Source organism: Vibrio tasmaniensis, assembly GCF_024347635.1.
Lineage (GTDB): Bacteria > Pseudomonadota > Gammaproteobacteria > Enterobacterales > Vibrionaceae > Vibrio > Vibrio tasmaniensis.
The window spans coordinates 2973274-2994305 of record NZ_AP025510.1 but is presented as its reverse complement, the minus strand read 5'-3'; the positions used below and the strand labels follow the sequence as shown (position 1 = coordinate 2994305).

The 21032-nt window shown below is 43.0% G+C and carries 20 protein-coding genes; 15 read left to right on the top strand and 5 right to left on the bottom strand.

All coding sequences use genetic code 11. The annotated features are described in order from the left end of the window. The first annotated feature begins 74 nt into the window (after positions 1–74). The 9 genes from rfbB to gpmM all read left to right on the top strand — a co-directional run bounded on the left by rfbB (position 75) and on the right by gpmM (position 9869). Entirely contained in the window at positions 75–1172 is a 1098-nt protein-coding gene (rfbB, locus tag OCV44_RS13335; protein WP_139685734.1) for a dTDP-glucose 4,6-dehydratase, read from the top strand. After that, positions 1172–2059, top strand: coding sequence for a glucose-1-phosphate thymidylyltransferase RfbA (rfbA, locus tag OCV44_RS13330; RefSeq protein ID WP_139685733.1), 888 nt, complete (start codon positions 1172–1174; stop codon positions 2057–2059). The genes rfbB and rfbA overlap by 1 nt, the downstream gene beginning before the upstream one ends. Then, positions 2059–2940 carry a dTDP-4-dehydrorhamnose reductase gene (rfbD, locus tag OCV44_RS13325; RefSeq protein WP_139685732.1) on the top strand — a complete coding sequence of 294 codons (882 nt, stop codon included), beginning with the start codon at positions 2059–2061 and terminating at the stop codon, positions 2938–2940. The genes rfbA and rfbD overlap by 1 nt, the downstream gene beginning before the upstream one ends. A 4-nt stretch (positions 2941–2944) precedes the next feature. Beyond that, the gene (gene rfbC, locus OCV44_RS13320) at positions 2945–3493 is read left to right on the top strand and encodes a dTDP-4-dehydrorhamnose 3,5-epimerase (protein ID WP_139685731.1); all 549 of its coding nucleotides are present in this window, start codon (positions 2945–2947) and stop codon (positions 3491–3493) included. Further along, positions 3493–4404, top strand: a complete 912-nt coding sequence (locus tag OCV44_RS13315) for a glycosyltransferase (RefSeq protein ID WP_139685730.1) — start codon at positions 3493–3495, stop codon at positions 4402–4404. Before rfbC ends, OCV44_RS13315 begins: the two co-directional genes overlap by 1 nt. Then, positions 4397–5290, top strand: coding sequence for an NAD-dependent epimerase/dehydratase family protein (locus OCV44_RS13310; RefSeq protein ID WP_139685729.1), 894 nt, complete (start codon positions 4397–4399; stop codon positions 5288–5290). Before OCV44_RS13315 ends, OCV44_RS13310 begins: the two co-directional genes overlap by 8 nt. 17 nt (positions 5291–5307) lie before the next feature. Beyond that, positions 5308–5859 carry a sugar transferase gene (locus OCV44_RS13305; RefSeq protein ID WP_139685728.1) on the top strand — a complete coding sequence of 184 codons (552 nt, stop codon included), beginning with the start codon at positions 5308–5310 and terminating at the stop codon, positions 5857–5859. 300 nt (positions 5860–6159) lie between these two features. Beyond that, positions 6160–8091, top strand: a complete 1932-nt coding sequence (locus tag OCV44_RS13300) for a polysaccharide biosynthesis protein (protein ID WP_139685727.1) — start codon at positions 6160–6162, stop codon at positions 8089–8091. Positions 8092–8336: 245 nt separating this feature from the next. Then, on the top strand, positions 8337–9869 hold the full coding sequence (gene gpmM, locus OCV44_RS13295; RefSeq protein WP_139685726.1) for a 2,3-bisphosphoglycerate-independent phosphoglycerate mutase: 1533 nt from the start codon (positions 8337–8339) through the stop codon (positions 9867–9869). A gap of 306 nt (positions 9870–10175) precedes the next feature. Here gpmM and OCV44_RS13290 read toward each other — a convergent pair whose 3' ends face one another. Beyond that, a complete protein-coding gene (locus OCV44_RS13290) occupies positions 10176–11510 on the bottom strand; it encodes an MATE family efflux transporter (RefSeq protein ID WP_139685725.1) in 1335 nt (444 codons plus the stop codon). 157 nt (positions 11511–11667) lie between these two features. On the opposite strand from OCV44_RS13290, the gene OCV44_RS13285 reads away from it, so the two are divergent. The 5 genes from OCV44_RS13285 (at position 11668) to OCV44_RS13265 (ending at position 17654) form a co-directional block, all read left to right on the top strand. After that, the gene (locus OCV44_RS13285) at positions 11668–12792 is read left to right on the top strand and encodes an LPS O-antigen chain length determinant protein WzzB (protein ID WP_139685724.1); all 1125 of its coding nucleotides are present in this window, start codon (positions 11668–11670) and stop codon (positions 12790–12792) included. 182 nt (positions 12793–12974) lie between these two features. After that, positions 12975–13265, top strand: a complete 291-nt coding sequence (locus OCV44_RS13280) for a co-chaperone GroES (RefSeq protein WP_017097235.1) — start codon at positions 12975–12977, stop codon at positions 13263–13265. Between the two features lie 51 nt (positions 13266–13316). After that, positions 13317–14963: a chaperonin GroEL gene (gene groL / locus OCV44_RS13275; protein WP_017081617.1), complete on the top strand. Its 1647-nt coding sequence runs from the start codon at positions 13317–13319 to the stop codon at positions 14961–14963. Between the two features lie 426 nt (positions 14964–15389). Next, positions 15390–15947 (top strand): VC2662 family protein, encoded by a 558-nt coding sequence (locus OCV44_RS13270; RefSeq protein ID WP_009847923.1) that lies wholly within the window; start codon positions 15390–15392, stop codon positions 15945–15947. A gap of 273 nt (positions 15948–16220) precedes the next feature. After that, positions 16221–17654: a sensor domain-containing diguanylate cyclase gene (locus tag OCV44_RS13265; RefSeq protein ID WP_139685741.1), complete on the top strand. Its 1434-nt coding sequence runs from the start codon at positions 16221–16223 to the stop codon at positions 17652–17654. Positions 17655–17781: 127 nt separating this feature from the next. On the opposite strand, the gene OCV44_RS13260 is transcribed toward OCV44_RS13265, so the two are convergent. Beyond that, on the bottom strand, positions 17782–18270 hold the full coding sequence (locus tag OCV44_RS13260) for an MgtC/SapB family protein (RefSeq protein ID WP_139685723.1): 489 nt from the start codon (positions 18268–18270) through the stop codon (positions 17782–17784). 143 nt (positions 18271–18413) lie between these two features. After that, positions 18414–19436: an EF-P beta-lysylation protein EpmB gene (epmB, locus tag OCV44_RS13255; protein ID WP_139685722.1), complete on the bottom strand. Its 1023-nt coding sequence runs from the start codon at positions 19434–19436 to the stop codon at positions 18414–18416. Between the two features lie 33 nt (positions 19437–19469). On the opposite strand from epmB, the gene efp reads away from it, so the two are divergent. Next, positions 19470–20036 (top strand): elongation factor P, encoded by a 567-nt coding sequence (efp, locus tag OCV44_RS13250; protein WP_009847919.1) that lies wholly within the window; start codon positions 19470–19472, stop codon positions 20034–20036. Between the two features lie 222 nt (positions 20037–20258). Here the strand turns inward: efp and frdD are convergent, their stop codons facing one another. Continuing rightward, on the bottom strand, positions 20259–20636 hold the full coding sequence (gene frdD, locus OCV44_RS13245) for a fumarate reductase subunit FrdD (protein ID WP_009847918.1): 378 nt from the start codon (positions 20634–20636) through the stop codon (positions 20259–20261). Between the two features lie 11 nt (positions 20637–20647). Next, positions 20648–21031 (bottom strand): fumarate reductase subunit FrdC, encoded by a 384-nt coding sequence (gene frdC, locus OCV44_RS13240; RefSeq protein ID WP_017108667.1) that lies wholly within the window; start codon positions 21029–21031, stop codon positions 20648–20650. Position 21032 lies beyond the last annotated feature (1 nt).

The window sequence follows — 21032 nt, the reverse complement described above, 5'->3', positions numbered from 1 at the left end:
GGGCAATAGGTTGCTAATTAATCCCCAACGAAAATAGTCATATCTTGGATTAAAGTAAAAAAGAGAAAATTATTATGAAAATTCTTGTCACCGGTGGCGCTGGATTTATCGGCTCTGCTGTCATTCGTCATATTATTAAGAATACTTCTGATAGTGTTGTCAACGTTGACAAGCTCACTTACGCAGGTAACTTAGAATCTCTTATAGAAGTGGATTCAAATGAACGTTACGCGTTCGAGAAAGTCGATGTTTGCAACCGAGCAAATCTTGATCGTGTTTTTGCTCAGCACAGACCTAACGCAGTCATGCACCTAGCTGCCGAATCGCATGTTGACCGCTCTATTACTGGGCCTGCTGCATTCATTGAAACTAACATAGTGGGAACATATACGCTGCTAGAAGCGACACGCGAGTATTGGAATAGTCTTGAAGCCAATGAAAAGGCGGAGTTTCGCTTTCACCATATCTCTACTGATGAAGTTTATGGCGATCTTCCACATCCAGATGAAGTTCCAGCAGGGACAGCGCTACCAATGTTCTTGGAGACAACATCTTACGAACCATCAAGTCCATACTCGGTATCAAAAGCTTCGAGTGACCACTTAGTGCGTGCATGGTTACGCACTTACGGCCTGCCTACTATCGTAACCAACTGCTCGAATAACTACGGCCCATATCATTTCCCTGAAAAGCTGATCCCATTAGTTATCCTTAATGCGCTAGAAGGCAAAGATTTACCTATTTACGGTAAAGGTGACCAAATTCGCGATTGGTTGTTTGTTGAAGACCATGCTCGAGCACTCTACAAAGTAGTGACTGAAGGGAAAGTGGGCGAGACGTACAATATTGGCGGCCACAACGAGAAGAGAAACCTCGAAGTTGTGAATACCATTTGCGAAATCTTAGATACTTTAGTGCCTAAAGAGTCAACGTATGCTGAACAAATCACTTACGTTCAAGACCGTCCTGGTCATGATAGGCGTTACGCCATTGATTCAAGCAAAATGCAGCGTGAACTAAATTGGACCCCAGAAGAAACGTTTGAAACGGGCCTTCGTAAGACAGTGCAATGGTATCTAGACAACTCAACATGGTGTCAAAACGTGCAAGATGGTAGTTACCAACGTGAGCGCTTGGGTGTAGAGACAATAGAATCAAGGGTGAAAAAATAATGAAAGGGATTGTTCTAGCTGGTGGCTCTGGCACTCGTTTATATCCGTTGACTCGCGGAGTATCAAAGCAACTCTTACCGATTTACGATAAACCAATGGTGTTTTACCCAATATCGACACTAATGCTCGCTGGGATTAAAGATATTTTGATTATTACCACACCGGAAGACAATGCAGGATTTCAGCGTCTACTCGGTGATGGCTCAGACTTCGGTATTAACCTTGAATATGCGATTCAGCCAAGCCCAGATGGTTTAGCACAGGCGTTTATCATCGGTGAAGAGTTCATTGGTGATGACAGCGTGTGTTTAGTACTCGGCGATAACATCTTCTATGGTCAGTCATTTTCTAAAACACTACAAAGTGCCGCTTCAAGAGACTCGGGCGCGACTGTGTTTGGTTACCAAGTCAAAGATCCAGAGCGCTTTGGTGTGGTCGACTTTGATGAAGACATGAAGGCTGTTTCGATTGAAGAAAAGCCTGAAACACCAAAATCCAATTACGCAGTAACTGGTTTGTATTTCTACGATAATCGCGTGGTGGAAATGGCCAAGCAAGTGAAGCCATCTCATCGTGGTGAGCTAGAAATTACCACGCTCAATGAAATGTACTTAAATGATGGCTCATTAAACGTAGAGTTATTGGGACGTGGTTTTGCTTGGCTAGATACAGGTACGCATGAGAGCCTGCACGAAGCGTCTTCTTTCGTTCAAACGATTGAAAATGTGCAAGGCTTAAAAGTGGCTTGCTTAGAAGAAATCGCGTGGCGCAATGGTTGGCTGAGTGATGGGCAAGTTCTGACTTTAGCTAAACCGATGATGAAAAACGAATATGGACAATACCTGACTCGTTTAGTAAATGAAGCTCAAAAAAAGGCCGTCAGTTAATGCGCATTTTAATTACAGGTTGTCATGGTCAAGTTGGTTCGAGTCTAACTGAGCAGTTAGCGAACTATGAGAATACTGAAGTGTTGGCGCTTGATAGAGAGCATCTTGATATCACTAGTCAAGGTGCTGTCAATGCAGCGGTTGCTGAGTTTAAGCCTAGCATCATTATTAATGCGGCTGCACATACAGCGGTTGATAAGGCTGAAGAGGAAATCGATCTTTCTTACGCGATAAACCGTGATGGTCCTAAGTACTTAGCCCAGGCTGCACAAAGAGTTGATGCGGCCATTTTGCATATCTCGACTGATTATGTCTTTGAAGGCAATAAAGCCGGCGAGTATGTGGAAACGGATATGACAAACCCGCAAGGGGTTTACGGTAAAAGCAAGCTCGCCGGTGAAATCGCCGTGGCACAAGCGTGTGATAAACATGTTATCCTTCGTACTGCATGGGTGTTTGGTGACAACGGCAATAATTTTGTGAAAACCATGCTGCGTTTAGGTGAAAACAGAGACGCATTGAGCATTGTCGGTGACCAGTTTGGTGGGCCGACTTATGCGGGTGACATTGCAAGTGCATTGATTCAAATCGCGAAGTGTATTACTCAAGGTGAAACGGTTGAGTACGGTGTTTACCATTATTCGGGCTTGCCTCATGTCAGTTGGTTTGACTTTGCCGATGCCATTTTTGATGTTGCGGTTGAGCAAGAGGTGCTTGTGAAAAAGCCGAACTTAACGAGCATTCCCACCGACCAATACCCGACACCAGCAAAGCGCCCAAGCAATTCTCGCTTAAGTACCGAGAAAATCACTTTAGGTTTCTCTGTTGAAGCGAGTGATTGGAAGGCTGCTTTAAAAAATATTCAAGCGTATACCGGATAATAAAATGAAAGTAATCGATACTCGCATTCCTGATGTGAAAATTATAGAACCAAGTGTGTTTGGTGATGAGCGCGGTTTCTTTATGGAAACGTGGAACCAAAAGAAATTCGAAGAGGTAGTAACAGGCAAACCGACCCCGTTTGTGCAAGATAATCATTCTAAATCTAAAAAAGGAATTCTGCGTGGTTTGCATTATCAAACAGAAAATACTCAAGGAAAGTTAGTGCGAGTGGTTTCAGGTGAAGTATTCGATGTTGCAGTTGATATTCGAAAAGACTCACCGACTTTTGGCTTATGGGTTGGAGAGTATTTATCTTCGGAAAACAAGCGCCAGTTATGGGTGCCTGAAGGCTTCGCTCATGGTTTTTATGTGACGAGTGACGAAGCCGAGTTCGTGTATAAGTGTACCGATTACTATAACCCAAAGGGCGAACTTTCAATATCTTGGAATGATCCTCAATTAAATGTTGAATGGCCTTTGAATGGTATCTTTCCAATTTTATCCGAAAAGGATCTGAATGGTATAGAGCTTAAACATGCGAGATTATTATAATGCTACCTAAAGTGTGTGTTCTTTGTGCTGTTTATAATGGTGAAGAATACTTACATGAGCAGTTGACATCTATTTTAAAACAAAAAGAGGTCGAGTTAGATATATTTTTAAGTGTGGATAAATCGACTGATAGTTCGCTTAACATTCTAAAAGGCTTTGAGAGGGGAAACTCTAATATTATAATTTTACCTTATGGTGAAACGTACGGCAGTGCTGGTCAAAATTTCTTCAGGCTTTTTAGGGATGTAGATTTTGAAGACTATGATTATATTTCATTATCAGACCAAGATGATATATGGCTGCCTGACAAGTTAATAACGTCAATTTCAGAAATGAAAAAAAACAGCTCTAATGCGTACTCCGGAAACGTGATGGCTTTTTGGGAAAACGGAAAGACAAAATTGATAAAGAAAAATGCGCCTCAAGTTAGCTACGATCATTTATTTGAGTCATCTGGCCCTGGCTGTTCATTTGTTTTAGATAAACAGTTATCCATAGCTATTAAAAATAATTTGATCGAGAATAGTCTGGGTAGTAAAAAGTTATGGATGCATGATTGGTTTATATATAGTTTTGCTAGAACCCAAGGTTATAAATGGTATATAGGAGCACGTCCATTGATGCTGTATAGACAACATGATGCTAACGTCGTAGGTGCTAGTTCTGGTATGGCTGCTCGAATACTGCGAGCGAAAGTTATCCTTAGTAACTCTGCTTTTACTAAAGTGATCGAACAAGCAAATTATCTCGACCTAAAAGCCAAACCAATAGAACTAATCAAAAGCGGGAAGAAATCTGATCTTGTTAAGCTAGCTTTCTATGGGCACAAATGTAGAAGGAAAGCAAACGAGAAGCTTCTATTTTCATTCGCAATATTAGCTATTTTAGTTAAAAGAGTCATCAATGGATAAGATATTGCTAACCGGTGCTAGTGGCTTTATTGGTAGTCATTTCATAAAAAATGAAACTAGATACCGGAAGGTTGTAAGAAGAAAAAGGACTGTTGATAGCAATCAAAATGATATATTTGAAATTACTACATTAGATTCTCAGACTGATTGGGAAGGAGCATTTTGTGATATAAAATCTGTTATCCATTTAGCAGGACCAGCTCACAAACAATTTGAATATGGTTACTACGAGGAAACTATCCTTAAAGGTACAATCAGACTAGCAAAATCTGCGGCAAAGGCAGGGGTTAAACGTTTTGTATTCGTTAGTTCTGTCCTTGTTAATGGGAACTCATCAAGAAAAGGTATTATAAGTGTGGCTTCCCCTATTATACCTGCAAATGATTTTGCTTATTTTAAGCATAAAACTGAAGTGGCTTTACAAGAGATTGGTGATAAATATGACATGGAAATTGTTATTGTTCGACCAACTTTAGTATATGGAAAAGGAGCTCCAGGAAACTTTTCTATGCTACATCGTTTTGTTTCTTTATCAGTATTATCCCCCTTTGGGTGCATAAAGAATAAGCGTAATTTCATATCAGTCTATAATTTGGTTGATTTACTAGAACTTTGTGCCGAACATCCCCGAGCTTCAGGAAAGGTTTTTATAGCATCAGAAGCTCCTTCGATGTCAACCAAGGATTTTATAGATAATATAGCTAAATCTCTAGGGAGAAATATCTATCACATTCCAGTTCCATTGATTTTTTTCAAGGTTTTTGGTTATGTCTTCAATAAAAGTACACTCGTCGAAAATATTGTTGGTAATTTAGAGGTTGACTCAGTTGAAGCAAAGGAAGTTTTAGGTTGGGCGCCCATTTTTGATATTGAAAATTTTTCTTAATTCAAGGATTAGTGTTTATGACTAGGTTTTTTGATGTTGTTATATCTGCGGTAGGGTTAATGATTTTATGGCCGTTACTGTTGATTTTTTTTATTATTGGGTTATTTGATACAGGTAGACCTATTTTCGTGCAGGAGAGAGTTGGTCGAAATAAGAAGCCATTCAAACTTATAAAGTTTCGCACCATGAGTGTCGAAACTAAATCAGTAGCAAGTCACCTAGCAAACAATGCATCAATCACCAAGCTTGGTGATTTCCTTCGTAAAACCAAAATTGATGAGCTGCCACAGCTCATTAATGTATTAAAGGGTGAAATGAGCTTAGTAGGACCTCGCCCTAACTTATTTAATCAAGATGAACTGATTAAAGATCGTGATGCACTAAATGTGTATGATGTTTTACCTGGTGTCACCGGATTAGCTCAAGTACAAAACATTGATATGTCGACTCCGAGGCTACTGGCGGAAACGGACAGAAAAATGATTGATACTCTTACAATTCGAGGTTATTTCAAATATATCATCATGACCGCCACTGGCAGCGGCTCAGGTGATGCTGTGAAAAAGTAAACTAATATGTGATCTATTGGGAGTGATCTTATTCCAGCGTAATTTTTCTTAGGTAATAATTACCTTGGCGCTCTTTTGTGTCTCAGTCTTGAGATGGATGGTCGTTTAAATACTTTTTTGAAGCGTCACAAATGGCCCCAACAGGTTTCATTTTCAGACTATGGGGGCTGTAAATTCAATAAGGAGCATGGCCAATTACCGTAACCATAGGTTGGCTCTGTTAGTGAAAGAGTTCCACCTCGGTATCCTCTTTTTACATTTTCCTTATACATACAAGTTCCAATTAATAGGAATGTTTTTATGCAACGTCTAAATTTTATGTGGCAACTCTCCCGTTTACATAAACGAGTCATCAGCGTGGTTATTGATACTTTTTTTATCCTTTTTTCTTTACATGCAGCGCTGTGGACGAGGTTAGGTGATGTAAGATTTTTGAATGATAGTGATAATTTATTACTGATTGGCTTAACAGTAATATCAACGGTTCTTATTTTTACTAAGATAGGACTATATCGAGCAGTGCTCAGGTATCTTACTTTTCAAGCTCTATTTGTCGTCACTTCAGGAGCAATATTGTCTGCATTAGCACTGGCTGTATTTGCTTATTACCTTCAAGAACCAATCCCTCGTACGGTCCCTATTATTTATGGTGCTTACTTAGCATTATTGTGTGGTGGCTCTCGCCTTGCAGTTAGAAACCTTGTCGCAACTACCTCAAATGACCTTAGGGAAGAGGTTCTGATTTATGGGGCTGGTTCAGGTGGCCGTCAATTGGCTGTTGCTCTTCGAGCGTCAGAGAACTATCGGATTCGAGCGTTTATTGATGAGGACAAGACGCTTATTAATACTATGATTTTGGGCTTACCAGTGATTGAATTAGACAAATCTGAGGCTTTAATCAATAAGTATGCTACGTCAAAGATATTACTTGCTATTCCGAGTGCCTCTCGTGCGCGTCGTAAGCAAGTATTGGACTTATTAGCTCCCTTGCCTGTTGAGATTCAAACGGTGCCAGATATGGCCGATATTGTTTCTGGTAAAGCTAAAATTGATGAGTTAACAGACGTACCAATTGAAGACCTATTAGGACGTGATGCTGTTACTCCCCAGCAAGTTTTGATGGAAGCAAACATCAAAGGCAAAGTTGTAATGGTGACTGGTGCAGGCGGTTCTATTGGCTCAGAGCTGTGCCGTCAAATTCTAAAGCAGCAGCCTAAAACCTTGGTGCTCTTTGAAGTCTCTGAATTTGGCTTATACCAAATTGATCGCGAGCTATCTTTAATTACCGAAAGTGAAGGCTATGATATTGAGATAGTGCCATTACTAGGTTCAGTCCAACGCCCCCACCGTTTATTGACTTCAATGAAGTCTTTTGGTGTTCAGACTGTTTATCATGCAGCAGCGTATAAGCATGTTCCTTTAGTGGAGTATAATGTAGTTGAAGGCGTGCGTAATAATATTTATGGCACCTACTATACGGCTAACGCTGCAATTGAAGCTGGAGTTGAATCTTTTGTTCTGATTTCAACAGACAAAGCTGTACGACCAACGAATGTGATGGGTACAACCAAGCGGATGGCAGAGCTAGGCTTACAGGCATTAGCGCAGCAAGAGAACCAAAAAGAGAACGGTACTCGTTTTTGTATGGTGCGTTTTGGTAATGTGCTTGGTTCTTCAGGTTCAGTGATTCCGTTGTTTAAGAAACAGATTAAAGCAGGTGGCCCGCTCACGGTCACTCATCCAGATATCACTCGCTTCTTTATGACTATTCCTGAAGCAGCGCAACTGGTTATCCAAGCTGGCGCGATGGGTAAAGGTGGAGATGTGTTCGTGCTCGATATGGGCGAATCAGTGAAAATTACAGATCTCGCGGAAAACCTCATTAGACTTTCAGGCCTGTCAGTTAAGAACGAAGAGAATCATCATGGTGATATCGAGATTCAATTTTCAGGTTTACGCCCTGGTGAGAAGTTGTATGAAGAGTTATTGATTGGCGATAATGTCGCGCGTACAGCTCATGAGCGAATCATGACCGCACAAGAGGTGTTCTTGCCGATCGATGAGTATGACACGCTACTTGAATCTTTAGATTTTGCTTGTCACAACCTAGAGCATGATACGATTCGACAATTGCTTCTTGATGCACCTACCGGATTCTCGCCAACGGATGGAATTGGTGATTTGGTTTGGAATGCGAGTCAAATGCAAGAAGAGCTTATTGAAAACCGCTAGATAATAGAGAGCCTCTTAATGCGATTATGGGGCTATTTTTGATTGTGTCGAATGCGTAGCGAGTGCTTGATTATCTAAGTGCTTCGCATAGTCAGTTAAACACAAAATGACGTTTTTTTTCATATTCGTTCATCCTACCTGCGCCCTTTCTTGATCTTCCACTACAGTTTTGACTGTAAACTGTAGTAAAGTTACGCTAATTTGTTTTTATACTGATTTATTTTGAATTGAACGAGGTCAATCCTATGTCAGCTAAGAAGCCAATGGCTCTAGTGATCCTTGACGGTTACGGTTACCGTCAAGACAACCAAGACAACGCTATCGCGAACGCTAATACACCTGTATTAGACGGTCTTATTGCTAACCAACCTAACACGCTAATCTCTGCTTCTGGCTTAGATGTAGGCCTGCCTGATGGCCAAATGGGTAACTCTGAAGTGGGTCACACCAATATCGGTGCGGGTCGCGTGGTATACCAAGATTTAACGCGTATTACTAAATCAATCGCAGACGGCGAGTTCGCTCAAACTGAAGCGCTAGTTAACGCTGTTGATAAAGCAGTTAAAGCAGACAAAGCCGTTCACATCATGGGCCTTATGTCTCCAGGTGGCGTTCACTCTCATGAAGATCACATCTACGCAGCCGTTGAAATGGCAGCAGAACGTGGCGCAGAGAAAATCTACTTACACGCATTCCTAGACGGTCGTGATACGCCGCCACGTAGCGCAGAAAACACACTAGCTCGCTTCCAAGCGCTATTCGCTAAACTGGGCAAAGGCCGTGTGGCTTCGCTTATTGGTCGTTACTACGCAATGGACCGTGATAACAACTGGGATCGCGTTCAAGAATCTTACGACCTATTGACTCAAGCAAAAGCGGAATTCACATTCGACACGGCGGTTGCTGGCCTTGAAGCAGCTTACGCTCGTGACGAAAACGATGAGTTCGTAAAAGCGACTGAAATTAAAGCGGAAGGCGAAGGGTCTGCAGCTATCGTTGATGGCGATGCGGTTATCTTCATGAACTACCGTGCTGACCGTGCGCGTGAAATTACTCGTGCATTCGTACCTAACTTCGACGGTTTTGAGCGTAACGTATTCCCAGCAATCGACTTTGTGATGCTGACTCAATACGCGGCAGACATTCCGCTTCTTTGTGCATTCCCACCGGCCTCCCTAGAGAACACTTACGGTGAATGGCTATCGAAAGAAGGCAAAACGCAGCTACGTATCTCTGAAACAGAGAAATACGCGCACGTGACGTTCTTCTTCAACGGCGGTAAAGAAGACGAGTTTGAAGGTGAAGAGCGTCAGCTTGTTGCTTCTCCAAAAGTAGCGACTTACGACCTACAGCCAGAAATGAGCGCACCAGAGCTAACTGAAAAGCTTGTTGCAGCAATCAAAGGCGGCAAATACGACGCTATCGTGTGTAACTTCCCTAACTGTGACATGGTTGGCCACACTGGCGTTTACGATGCAGCGGTTAAAGCCGTAGAGTCGTTAGATGAATGCCTTGATAAAGTAGTTGAAGCAATCAAAGAAGCCGATGGCCAACTGCTTATCACAGCGGACCACGGTAACGCAGAAATGATGGTAAACCCAGAAACGGGCGGCATCCACACGGCGCACACTAACCTACCAGTTCCACTTATCTACGTAGGCAGCAAAGACGTTGAGTTCAAGGAGGGCGGTAAGCTGTCTGATCTTGCACCAACGATGCTGTCTCTGTCTGGTATTGATATCCCAGCAGAAATGTCAGGTGACGTGATCGTTAAGTAATTGCTGTTTTAGATAAATAGTTTAACTTTCATCGAATACTAGAACGGCTGCACGTAAGTGTGGCCGTTTTTTTTGTATCTGTAGTCTGGGGAATAGATGCGAGATGTGGATGCGGGTAATAGGGATACGAAGAACTTTTAGAGCTTAAAAGCAAATTAAACAAAAGCCTTAATGATTTCGTCGTTCCAGAATTGAGGAACGAAATATCTGGAATATCATGCCATGTATTACTTGTCATATTCGGTGTTCAACATAAAGAGAGTTTCCCTATCACGCTCGTCCCTCGCTGTAGGGAATGATAGAGGGTTATTTGCTAGCTCGAGCCTTCACTCGAAGTGCGAAACAATACCCTGAAACACCGCCGACAATGTTCCCTAAGGCTAAGCCTATGAACAGTCCTTCGACACCATCGATTTGGCTGCCTATCCAAGCGAACGGCAAGGTAAAGACAAACAGGCGCATGAAGCTCCATTGGAAGGCTTTAAGTGGTTGATGCATGGCGTTCATGCCGCTGATCAGCATCATCACAATGCCTTGGAACCCATAGCTAAAGGGCACTACTAGCAGGTAATGCCACAATATGCCTCGCACTGACTCTTCTTGCGAGAACAGGGCGGCCAAAGGAATGCTCAATGGCACCATCATTAAGAAGACCAACCCTTGGAATAATATGGCAAAGCGCATGCTTAGAAACAGGGCCTTAAAACTGCGCTGAGGGTTGTTTGCACCAAAGTTCTGCGCCATGAAAGGCGTAAGAGCCGAAGTAAGAGACATCAACACAATGATAAGAATGGACTCAATACGTTGCGCTGCGCCATACGCCGCCACCGCTTGAGTCCCTTGCTTGGCCAACATCATCATGATGATAGCGCCAGTAAGTGGATTCAGAGCGTTAGACAGAGCGGCTGGTGTTCCTATTTTTAGGATCTGTCGCCAGTCACTGACTATGTTTTTCAGCTTAGGTGGAGCAAGCAGTTTTTCTCGTATGGTTAATACATACAGTGAACCACATAACGCACCAAACCAACTGAAACCACTGGCAATGGCTGCGCCTTGAATCCCCAGCTCAGGGAAAGGCCCATACCCGAAGATGAGTAGCGGATCTAAAACGCCATTTATAAGCCCAGCCAGTAGCATGATTTTGGCGGGTGTTTTGGTATCGCCACTCGCTCGTATAGCACTATTACCTGCCATTGGAATAACAAGTAGTGGAATGGCTAAGTACCAGACTGTCATGTATTCAGATATTAGTGGCATTAATTCAGGTTCTGCCCCCAATAAGGCAAACATAGGTTCAAGCGTTACAAGTCCCAGAGTTGATGCAAAGCCAACAAGAAGCACCGCAAGTAATAACCCATGGCAGGTAAATCTCGCCGCATTTTGTGCGTAGCCTTGACCAAGCAACCGACCGATACACGTCGATAAACCAATACCAATCCCCATGGTGATGCAGTTGATGGAAAAAGTGACTGGAAAGGTAAAGCTCACCGCTGCTAAGGCTTGAGTGCCAAGCAACGAGATAAAGAAAGTATCGACGAGGTTAAACATCAAGATCGCCACCATACCGAAAATAGTCGGTATGGTCATGGTACGCAATGTACTTTCAATGGGAGCGGCTAATAGCCCGTGCTTATCTTGCATGTAAAACGCCGATTGAACTAGAATATGAGTAGAATACAGTGAATTGTGAATAGTCTGAAGATCGCTTTCATAAAGTTTACAAATCACACAATACTAACGGTATACGGTGTGATACGATTCCGCCGTTATCAATTTAGATATTTTTGAGAGATTTACAGTGAAGCAGCACACACAACCACAGCCGTATTCCCAACAAAATCCGCCGATGTATACATCAAATGATGAGATCGATCTTAAAGAGCTTTTTAAGGCTTTGTGGGATGGTAAGCTCATAATAATATTGGTTACGGCTTTGTTTACTGCAAGTTCTATTGGTTTTGCGTTGACATCTCAAGAATGGTGGTCTTCTGAGGCCAAGATTACAAAAGCTGAACTTCAAGATAGAATTATGTATCAGCAGCAAGTGAAACAGTTTCAACCTGCTTTCTCTATTTATCAAGCAAATGGTTCTACCACTGGTAGCGAAGAACTCGATTATTTAGTTGACTCTCAGGTTATATTTCAACGGTTTGTCGATTTATTTAATTCAAGCAATAATAAGCAAGCTTTTTTAGAGCAAAGCGCTGAATTTAAAAATATTAAAGAGAGTCATTTTTCGAATGCTTCTGAAATAACTGAAGATGCTACCCGCAAGCTATACATAGAGTGGTTCGAAAGGATCTCTGCGCTATTAATAGATAAGAAGAACAAAGATGCACCATATGTCCTAAGTGTTCAATCAACAGCGAAAGAAAGTAGTTTTAATTTATTAAAATCTTATATTTCTTTTACCGAGCTTCAAGTTCGTGATGATGTATTTGATCATCTTGAAGCACTTGTTTTCGGTGAGCGTAACGAATTAATTCAGCAAAAAATGGTTCTTGAAAGCAAGGCTAAAAACAGGTTGCGCGCTGAAGTCGAACGAACGCAGTCGGCCTTGGGGATTGCTAAAGCAGCCGGTGTCGAAACTCCTATTTTTAGTGGTAACGCAAGAGATTTTTATGCAATAGAACTTGGCTCAAAAGCTTTGCAAGAAAAAATCAAGGTGTTGGAGTCTGTAAAAAATTTAACGGTTTTAGAGCCTCGCCTCCAACAAATAACAGCTCAGTTAGACATGCTCGACAATATTAAAATCGATCGAACCGTTGATTTTCAAGCATTTCGATATCTAAGTAATGTTGAGCAACCATTAGTCCGAGATAAACCTAAACGAGCTCTAATCGTTGTTCTTGGTATTTTGTTAGGCGGTATGCTAGGGGTTGCGATTGTTCTAATACGCTTTGCGTTTAGAAAAGAAGATTAAATTTCAAATGGCTAGTGTTATCCACTAGCCATTTTTCATTCTACATTTCTTGTTGTTTGAAGTTCTTCACAAAAAGTATCTTTCCCCCCTTGGGATCTTTCACATTGCCCCAACATATTGAGTAACCTCATGCCAATCGTGGCAACTATCAAATTAATGGAAATTATCAGGAGATCTGACCGATGAATATCCGTCCTCTACACGACCGAGTTATCGTTGAGCGCCAAGAAGTTGAATCTAAATCTGCTGGTGGCATCGTTCTAACTGGTTCTGCCGCTGAAAAATCAACTCGCGGTACAATTCTAGCTGTTGGCAAAGGCCGCATTCTAGAAAACGGCTCACTACAACCATTGGACGTTAAAGTTGGCGACACAGTTATCTTTGCAGAAGACCGCGGTACTAGAGCGGAAAAGATCGATGGCAAAGAAGTACTGATAATGTCTGAGTTCAATATCATGGCGATCGTTGAGTAATCCGACCCATAAAATTGAACTGATTGAACAAAGAATTTAAAGGAAATTAAGATGGCTGCTAAAGACGTTAAATTTGGTAACGACGCACGTATTAAAATGCTAGAAGGTGTAAACGTTCTGGCTGACGCAGTAAAAGTAACGCTAGGCCCTAAAGGTCGTAACGTTGTTCTAGACAAATCATTTGGCGCACCAACGATCACTAAAGATGGTGTTTCTGTTGCACGTGAAATCGAACTTGAAGACAAGTTCCAAAACATGGGTGCACAAATGGTTAAAGAAGTGGCTTCGCAAGCGAATGACGCGGCGGGCGACGGAACAACGACTGCTACAGTGTTGGCTCAGTCTATTATCGCTGAAGGCCTAAAAGCAGTTGCTGCTGGCATGAACCCAATGGATCTAAAGCGCGGCATCGACAAAGCGGTTATCGCGGCTGTTGAAGAGCTGAAGAACCTTTCTGTTCCTTGTTCAGACACGAAAGCTATCGCGCAAGTAGGTACTATCTCTGCGAACTCTGATTCGACAGTAGGTAACATCATTGCTGAAGCGATGGAAAAAGTAGGTCGTGATGGCGTTATCACGGTTGAAGAAGGTCAGGCTCTACAAGACGAGCTAGACGTAGTTGAAGGTATGCAGTTCGATCGCGGTTACCTATCTCCTTACTTCATCAACAACCAAGAGGCCGGTTCTGTTGATCTAGAAAGCCCATTTATTCTTCTAATCGACAAGAAAGTGTCGAACATTCGTGAACTTCTTCCGACTCTAGAAGCAGTAGCTAAGGCATCTCGTCCACTTCTTATCATCGCTGAAGATGTAGAAGGCGAAGCACTAGCAACTCTAGTTGTGAACAACATGCGTGGCATCGTTAAAGTGGCTGCGGTTAAAGCACCTGGTTTCGGTGACCGTCGTAAGTCTATGCTGCAAGACATCGCTATCCTAACGGGCGGCACGGTTATCTCTGAAGAGATCGGCCTAGACCTTGAAAAAGTAACGCTAGAAGACCTAGGTCAAGCTAAGCGCATTACGATCACTAAAGAAAACTCAACCATCATCGATGGTGCGGGTAATGAAGAGATGATCAAAGGTCGTGTTTCTCAAATTCGTCAACAAATCGAAGATGCAACGTCTGACTACGACAAAGAAAAACTTCAAGAGCGCGTAGCTAAGCTGGCTGGCGGTGTTGCAGTAATCAAAGTTGGTGCAGCGACTGAAGTTGAGATGAAAGAGAAGAAAGACCGCGTTGAAGACGCACTTCACGCAACTCGCGCTGCTGTTGAAGAAGGTGTGGTTGCTGGTGGTGGTGTTGCACTTATCCGCGCTGCATCTAAAGTTGCTGGCCTTGAAGGTGACAACGAAGAGCAAAACGTAGGTATCCGTGTTGCACTACGTGCAATGGAAGCGCCTATTCGTCAAATCACTAAGAACGCAGGTGATGAAGAGTCTGTTGTTGCTAACAATGTTCGTGCTGGCGAAGGTAACTACGGTTACAACGCGGCTACGGGTGAGTACGGTGACATGATTGCTATGGGTATCCTAGATCCAACTAAGGTAACTCGTTCTGCACTTCAGTTCGCAGCATCAGTTGCTGGTCTTATGATCACAACAGAAGCTATGATCACTGATAAGCCACAAGATTCTGGCCCTGCAATGCCTGATATGGGTGGCATGGGCGGTATGGGTGGCATGGGCGGCATGATGTAATCATCCCCCTTTCTCGTAACAGGGAAAGTCATACATAAGCTTTAGAAAACGGAGACTTCGGTCTCCGTTTTTTATGCTCGTATAATTGTATTCGCCGTTAAAGTGAGATTCCAGATACTTCGTCCCTCGGTTCTGGAATGACGGTTGTTATTGCTTGAGTTGCTTTGTGCTTCGTCATTCCCGACAGCGAGGCACGAGCGTGATAGGGAATCTTTATCGTCTACTTATAGAAACCTGACTGCCGATGGTTACTCTTGCCTCTCATGATATCCTCCGCTCAATATTGCTCTTTATGATTTTGGGTCTTATATTCAATGGTACAGTTATGACATTGATTTAACATGGATAGCTGTTGAGTGAAGGACAATAAATACTTGATCAAATATAGATTGATCAAGTCAACAATAAGTCAGTGGAGACTCCCCAATGAAAAAATTACTTTCAGTACTTGCTGTATCTGCAGCGGTAATGGCACCGGCAGCATTTGCTTCTTCGCCTGTTATGTTTTCAACGATCAATGGTTTCAACGCTCCGGATTCAGATGCGGTTGGCGGTGTACGTCTGGCTCTGCTTCACGGACAAGTCAATGACCTTAAAGGTGTCGACCTTGCGGTTGTTGGTATGTCTGAGACGCAAACCACAACAGGTGTGAACCTTGGTATTTTTGGTGCATCAAAAGTAAACCAAGAAATGACAGGTGCTTCACTAGGTTTCTTTAACTGGAACACAGGTAAAACAACAGGTGTTAACCTAGGTGCTGTTAACATTACTAATGATGTAAAAGGCGCGAACGTGAGTTTCGTAAACTATTCCGAAGGTAACACTATGGTGGATGTTGGCGCTGCGAACCTTTCAGAGGTGTCGACGGTTCAGGTTGGTATCTTCAACAAAACCAATAAAATTGAAGGTGTACAGATTGGCCTGATCAACTGTGCTGATAATGGTTTTTTCCCGTGCTTCCCAATTGTGAATTTTGCTAAGTAAGACGGTAGCCGCGCTGGTTTCAATACTGGTGAGCGATGTTCCTGCCAAGGCTTAAAGCTATCCATGATTGAACCTATCAACGCCTTTACTTCTATGTTTAGGCGTTATTTTACATCTGCTATCTCACTCCTCAAACGTTACTGTAAGCATGTTGTTTTATACTCTTGTTGCGATGCTCTCACTTGTGGGTACAATGTGCGCTAAATTTTCAACGATGACTTATATGCTTTGATTAGTCCCCATACCGTCGATTTTAAAAAGGCTTTCTTAAGTCTGACCGCCAGCTTTTTAGTGGTTTTTAGCTTGTTACTTGTTGATTCAGCGGAAGAGTCAGAAAAGCAGTATGGAATTGAAAACCAAGGCGTGACACGCTCTTTAGCGGAGCTTACACAGATTATTAATGCGCTTGAATATAATATTACCGCACTTTATCCGCTGCATGGAGATGCCTACGTATTCTCACATGAGCAAAAGGTCGAAGGTGATACGTGTTACTTCATTAGTGAAGAGCAAGCTGCCCCTCGATTTGATTTTATGTTCTCTGGCCCAAGTGAGATGTGCGATCTAAAGTCGGAGCTTCATTTGGAAGCTGGCAGGCGCATGTTTATCGCACCCACCATGGCTTACTTTGCGAATACCATTGATACCATCTCTGCGATTTACTTTATCTCCAAAGATAAATTTATTATATCGTCGCCTTCCGATTTCGCCCGTTACATTAAAGGTGACACCTTTGATTCAGTTGTCAATAGTCGCCCTTATTGGGTGAATACGATTCGTTTTGGCTTAGCTCAGGGTCAAGATCAAGTGGTGTATACCGGCGAATACGATGACTACCTAACAGGGAAGAAGGTAGTGACTTTAACCAAAGGTATCTATGTTGATGGTGAGTTTAGAGGAGTACTCGGTGTTGATGGTTACGTCTCTAATCTCGTCTCGAATCCCGTTCATGGATACAAGGTGACGAGCGCAAGAGGAGTAAACAAATATGGACTGTTGGACTTTACCTATTCACGGCCTTTGTATGTCGATGGAGTCAATACTGAGTTATACCTGACTATTGAAGAAGGAAAGAGTGAGCACTTCTTACATTTGCTGGAACTGGAGCGGGTTCAATTACTGATTTTGTTAGCTTTGTACTTTATCTCAACACTGTGGTTGTGGCGGTTTTATACCAAGCAAGAGCACAAGCGATTGAAGAATTTAGCGATGCTCGACCCATTGACTGGTTTATATAATCGGCGTGGTTTTGAAGCTCGGTTGCTGAACCAAAATGAGGAGCCAATTATTGGTGTTGGCGTATTTGATATCGATGATTTCAAAGTGGTGAATGACCAGTATGGTCATAAGGTAGGAGATGAGGTGATTTGCCATGTAGCTCAGTTAATGCTGAACAGCGTTAGGCAGAAAGATATAGTGGCGAGATTTGGTGGTGAAGAGTTTGTTGTCGCGATTACGGGCGAATCATCCGAATTACTTTCATCGATCTTTGAACGCATTAGAAATGACATTAATTTGCAAAGTTATCGATGTCCGATCGGTGACAAGATTAATATCTCAGTATCAGGGGGAGCAACGCTTTATTCACTGAACAAGTTCGACAGCATTGGACACTTGTGGGAAAACCAGAGTATTCGTTCATCAGATGAGCAGCTTTATAAGGCGAAGGCCGCTGGTAAGAATCAAGTGTCTATTCACGTACATTAATTTGTGAACTGCAGTTTAGAGCCTAGTTGTTTGCTAGGCTCCTTTTTATCTAAGGAAAAAGACCCTTAAGATGAAACAGTAGCTAAGGATAAAATGCAGCTAAGGCCAAAAGTCTTCCGACGAGGGGTTACTTTTTCACGCGGACTTTTCTCATCCATTTCTGATGAACACCACGGCGTAAGCTTTGGAAGCTGTTCTCGACCTTGTCGACCCCAAGCAGAATCACTAGCGCCATTAGCGTGATAATAACCGACTGCGAAAGGTGGCCAAGTGCGATCATCATACCTAATGCAGCGAGTACCCAGATAATCGCCGCTGACGTGACACCATGAATCTTTCCATCCAATGTCATCATTACCCCAGCGCCAAGGAAACCCACCCCAGTAATTATCTGACCAAGTACACGAGCTTGATCGAGTGTGTTGGGGGATAGGCTAATCGCCATGGTGAGGAAGAAGTAAGTACCGCTAATGATAAGGATCGATGTCCGTATTCCGACGGGTTTACCGCGTGTTTGCCTTTCGATTCCGATTAGAGAACCACACAACATGCATGCTGCGAGGCCTGCCCAGCTAAAGGGGGCAAGGTTGAGAGCTTGTTCTATAAATTGTAACATATCACCCCTCCTAAGAATTTAGAATAGAGCCGAGTATGCTAATAATAGACCGGACGATCGAACAAAAAATTTTTGTCGTGAAGGTGCATTTAGCAACGTGTTGTCGTTACAGATAAGCTTAGTCGCTTTTTGAAGCTCGCTCGCTATTCAATATGCAGATCGAGTGGCGTCTTGCTGCTGCGTCCGCCAATTTCACGGGTTAACTTAGGTACTAGATAGCCAGAAACCTCAGAGATTAATCCCTTAAAGTGATGTTTCGCTTCTTCATCGGAGATATAGAAATGAGCAGCGCCCTGAACTTTATCAAGTACATGCATGTAGTAAGGTAAAATACCGGCGTCGAATAGCTTTTCACTTAATTTTTTCAATGAATTAGCGCTGTTATTTACGCCTTTTAGCATCACGCCTTGGTTGAGCAGAGTTACCCCACTTTGCTTCAGCTTATGAAAGGCTTGCTTGAGCTCTAAGTTGATTTCATTGGCGTGGTTGATATGGCTGACCATCACCACGTTGAGGCGAGTTTGAGCTAACAATTGGCATAGTTCGTCAGTCACTCGCGCCGGAATCACGACAGGTAATCGGCTGTGAATTCGAACGGTATTCACATGTGGAATTTGTTCGATGGCATTGATCAGCCAATCTAGTTCGCTGTCCTTTGCCATCAGAGGGTCGCCCCCAGATAAGATCACCTCGTTGATCTCGGGATGTTGAGCCACATAATCGAGGCTGGTCTGCCAAACAGACTTCGATCCTTTGTTATCTTGATAAGGGAAATGACGACGGAAGCAGTAGCGACAGTTAATCGCGCAGCCACCTTTCACGATCATTAGCGCGCGGTTTTTGTATTTGTGTAGTAGTCCCGGAATCGCGTTTTCTTGCTCTTCTAAGGGGTCAGCAGAATAGCCTTGGTGCACCTCAAACTCTTCACTTAGCGGTAAAACTTGTCTTAGCAAAGGGTCGTGTGGGTTGCCTTTTTCCATTCGCTCCACAAAGCTAAGAGGAACTCGAAGTGAAAACAGCTCACGTGCTGCGAATCCTTTTTGCCACGGTGTTGGGTCTATTTCCAATGCTTCAAGCAGTTTTGTCGGGTCAGAGATCGCATTCGATAGTTGTTTGAGCCAGTTTTGCTCAACAGATTCGACTTTTCGGGTTATGATATGCGGCATTGAAATTAACTCAAAGATGTGGAAGAGAAAATCATGGCGTCAGTAAGCACCAATGAATTCAAAGGCGGTTTAAAATTCATGTTAGATAACGAGCCTTGCGCAATTATCGACAATGAATACGTTAAGCCAGGTAAAGGCCAAGCGTTTAACCGTGTAAAACTTCGTAAACTGCTGTCAGGCAAAGTGTTAGAGAAAACATTCAAGTCAGGCGAAAGCTTCGAGCTTGCAGATGTTGTTGACGTTGAATTAGGCTACCTATACAACGATGGCGAATTCTACCACTTCATGAACAACGAAACATTTGAGCAAATCGCAGCAGACGTAAAAGCAGTCGCTGATTCAGCAAAATGGTTAGTTGAAAATGACGTTTGTACTCTAACGTTGTGGAATGATAACCCTATCACTGTTACTCCGCCAAACTTTGTTGAGATCGAAGTAACTGAAACCGATCCTGGCCTGAAAGGCGATACACAGGGTACGGGTGGTAAACCTGCAACTCTAGCAACAGGCGCGGTAGTTCGCGTACCTCTATTCATCGCTATCGGTGAAGTTGTTAAAGTTGATACTCGTACTGGTGAATACGTTGGTCGTGTGAAGTAATTTGATTGTGTCCATCTTGTTTAAGGTGGCTCAGTGAAATAGAAAAGGTCGCTTATGAGCGGCCTTTTTTGTATCTGGCGTTTGAGAAAGAGCAGATACGAGTAAACGAGATTCGACAAGCAACAAAAAAGCAGAACAAGATAATCCTGTTCTGCTTTTAGTACTTTCGTTCTTAAACTCTTCGAATCTCAGTTACCCGAATCTAGAATCTGCTCTTAACTGTTAAATCATAAAAATGAAGATAACAGACAGCGCGCTAATAAGGCCTGCAACGAAGTAGCAACCAACTTTACCTGCAACGCCGACGTGGAACTTAAGGTCGTGCATGCCGTGGTGAAGACGGTGCATTGCGTGCCACATTGGCAGTGCTAGTGTACCGATGATGAATAGCGCACCGATAATGCTGGTGGCAAACTCAGAGACACGCTCGTAGCTCATTGCATCCGCATCGATAATGCCCATTGGCACCAAGATACCCAGCACTAGAATCGTGATTGGTGTGATCATCGCGAACCAAGTACCGCCAGCGCCGAATAGGCCCCACCAGATTGGTTCATCAGAACGTTTCGGATTGTGGTTAACATTGTAATTTGTGTTCATAACGAAGCTCCTTACACCACCATCAGAACGATTAAAGAAATAAATGCCACCGCTGCCCACTGGGTCAGTACGATGATTCTTTTATCTACCAATTTGCCTTTAAGACGGATTGGCATTACTTGAGGCATCATGCTGAAGAAGGTCTGAGCGTGCAGTAAGCTGCCAAGCAGTGCCACGATGTTGATACCAACAACGATAGGGTTAGCCATAAAGCTCAACCAACCTTGCCACGCTTCAGGACCTTTCACTAGCGAACCCAAACCGAAGGTTAGGAACAGAGTGAATAGAATCAAAGGCAGTACAGTCGCTTCACGTAGCATGTAGAAGCGGTAGAACGGATGGTTGCTCCACCACGTTCTCTTCATCTCACGAACATAAGGCTTACGATTGCTCATA

Excerpts from the sequence above, each read along its gene's own strand:
- gpmM (WP_139685726.1), top strand. The coding sequence starts at position 8,337 with ATGTCAGCTAAGAAGCCAATGGCTCTAGTGATCCTTGACGGTTACGGT.
- OCV44_RS13315 (WP_139685730.1), top strand. The coding sequence starts at position 3,493 with ATGCTACCTAAAGTGTGTGTTCTTTGTGCTGTTTATAATGGTGAAGAA.
- epmB (WP_139685722.1), bottom strand. The coding sequence starts at position 19,436 with ATGCCGCATATCATAACCCGAAAAGTCGAATCTGTTGAGCAAAACTGG.
- rfbC (WP_139685731.1), top strand. The coding sequence starts at position 2,945 with ATGAAAGTAATCGATACTCGCATTCCTGATGTGAAAATTATAGAACCA.
- OCV44_RS13310 (WP_139685729.1), top strand. The coding sequence starts at position 4,397 with ATGGATAAGATATTGCTAACCGGTGCTAGTGGCTTTATTGGTAGTCAT.
- groL (WP_017081617.1), top strand. The coding sequence starts at position 13,317 with ATGGCTGCTAAAGACGTTAAATTTGGTAACGACGCACGTATTAAAATG.
- efp (WP_009847919.1), top strand. The coding sequence starts at position 19,470 with ATGGCGTCAGTAAGCACCAATGAATTCAAAGGCGGTTTAAAATTCATG.
- OCV44_RS13260 (WP_139685723.1), bottom strand. The coding sequence starts at position 18,270 with ATGTTACAATTTATAGAACAAGCTCTCAACCTTGCCCCCTTTAGCTGG.
- OCV44_RS13305 (WP_139685728.1), top strand. The coding sequence starts at position 5,308 with ATGACTAGGTTTTTTGATGTTGTTATATCTGCGGTAGGGTTAATGATT.
- rfbA (WP_139685733.1), top strand. The coding sequence starts at position 1,172 with ATGAAAGGGATTGTTCTAGCTGGTGGCTCTGGCACTCGTTTATATCCG.
- frdC (WP_017108667.1), bottom strand. The coding sequence starts at position 21,031 with ATGAGCAATCGTAAGCCTTATGTTCGTGAGATGAAGAGAACGTGGTGG.
- OCV44_RS13290 (WP_139685725.1), bottom strand. The coding sequence starts at position 11,510 with ATGCAAGATAAGCACGGGCTATTAGCCGCTCCCATTGAAAGTACATTG.
- rfbD (WP_139685732.1), top strand. The coding sequence starts at position 2,059 with ATGCGCATTTTAATTACAGGTTGTCATGGTCAAGTTGGTTCGAGTCTA.
- OCV44_RS13270 (WP_009847923.1), top strand. The coding sequence starts at position 15,390 with ATGAAAAAATTACTTTCAGTACTTGCTGTATCTGCAGCGGTAATGGCA.
- OCV44_RS13300 (WP_139685727.1), top strand. The coding sequence starts at position 6,160 with ATGCAACGTCTAAATTTTATGTGGCAACTCTCCCGTTTACATAAACGA.
- rfbB (WP_139685734.1), top strand. The coding sequence starts at position 75 with ATGAAAATTCTTGTCACCGGTGGCGCTGGATTTATCGGCTCTGCTGTC.
- OCV44_RS13280 (WP_017097235.1), top strand. The coding sequence starts at position 12,975 with ATGAATATCCGTCCTCTACACGACCGAGTTATCGTTGAGCGCCAAGAA.
- frdD (WP_009847918.1), bottom strand. The coding sequence starts at position 20,636 with ATGAACACAAATTACAATGTTAACCACAATCCGAAACGTTCTGATGAA.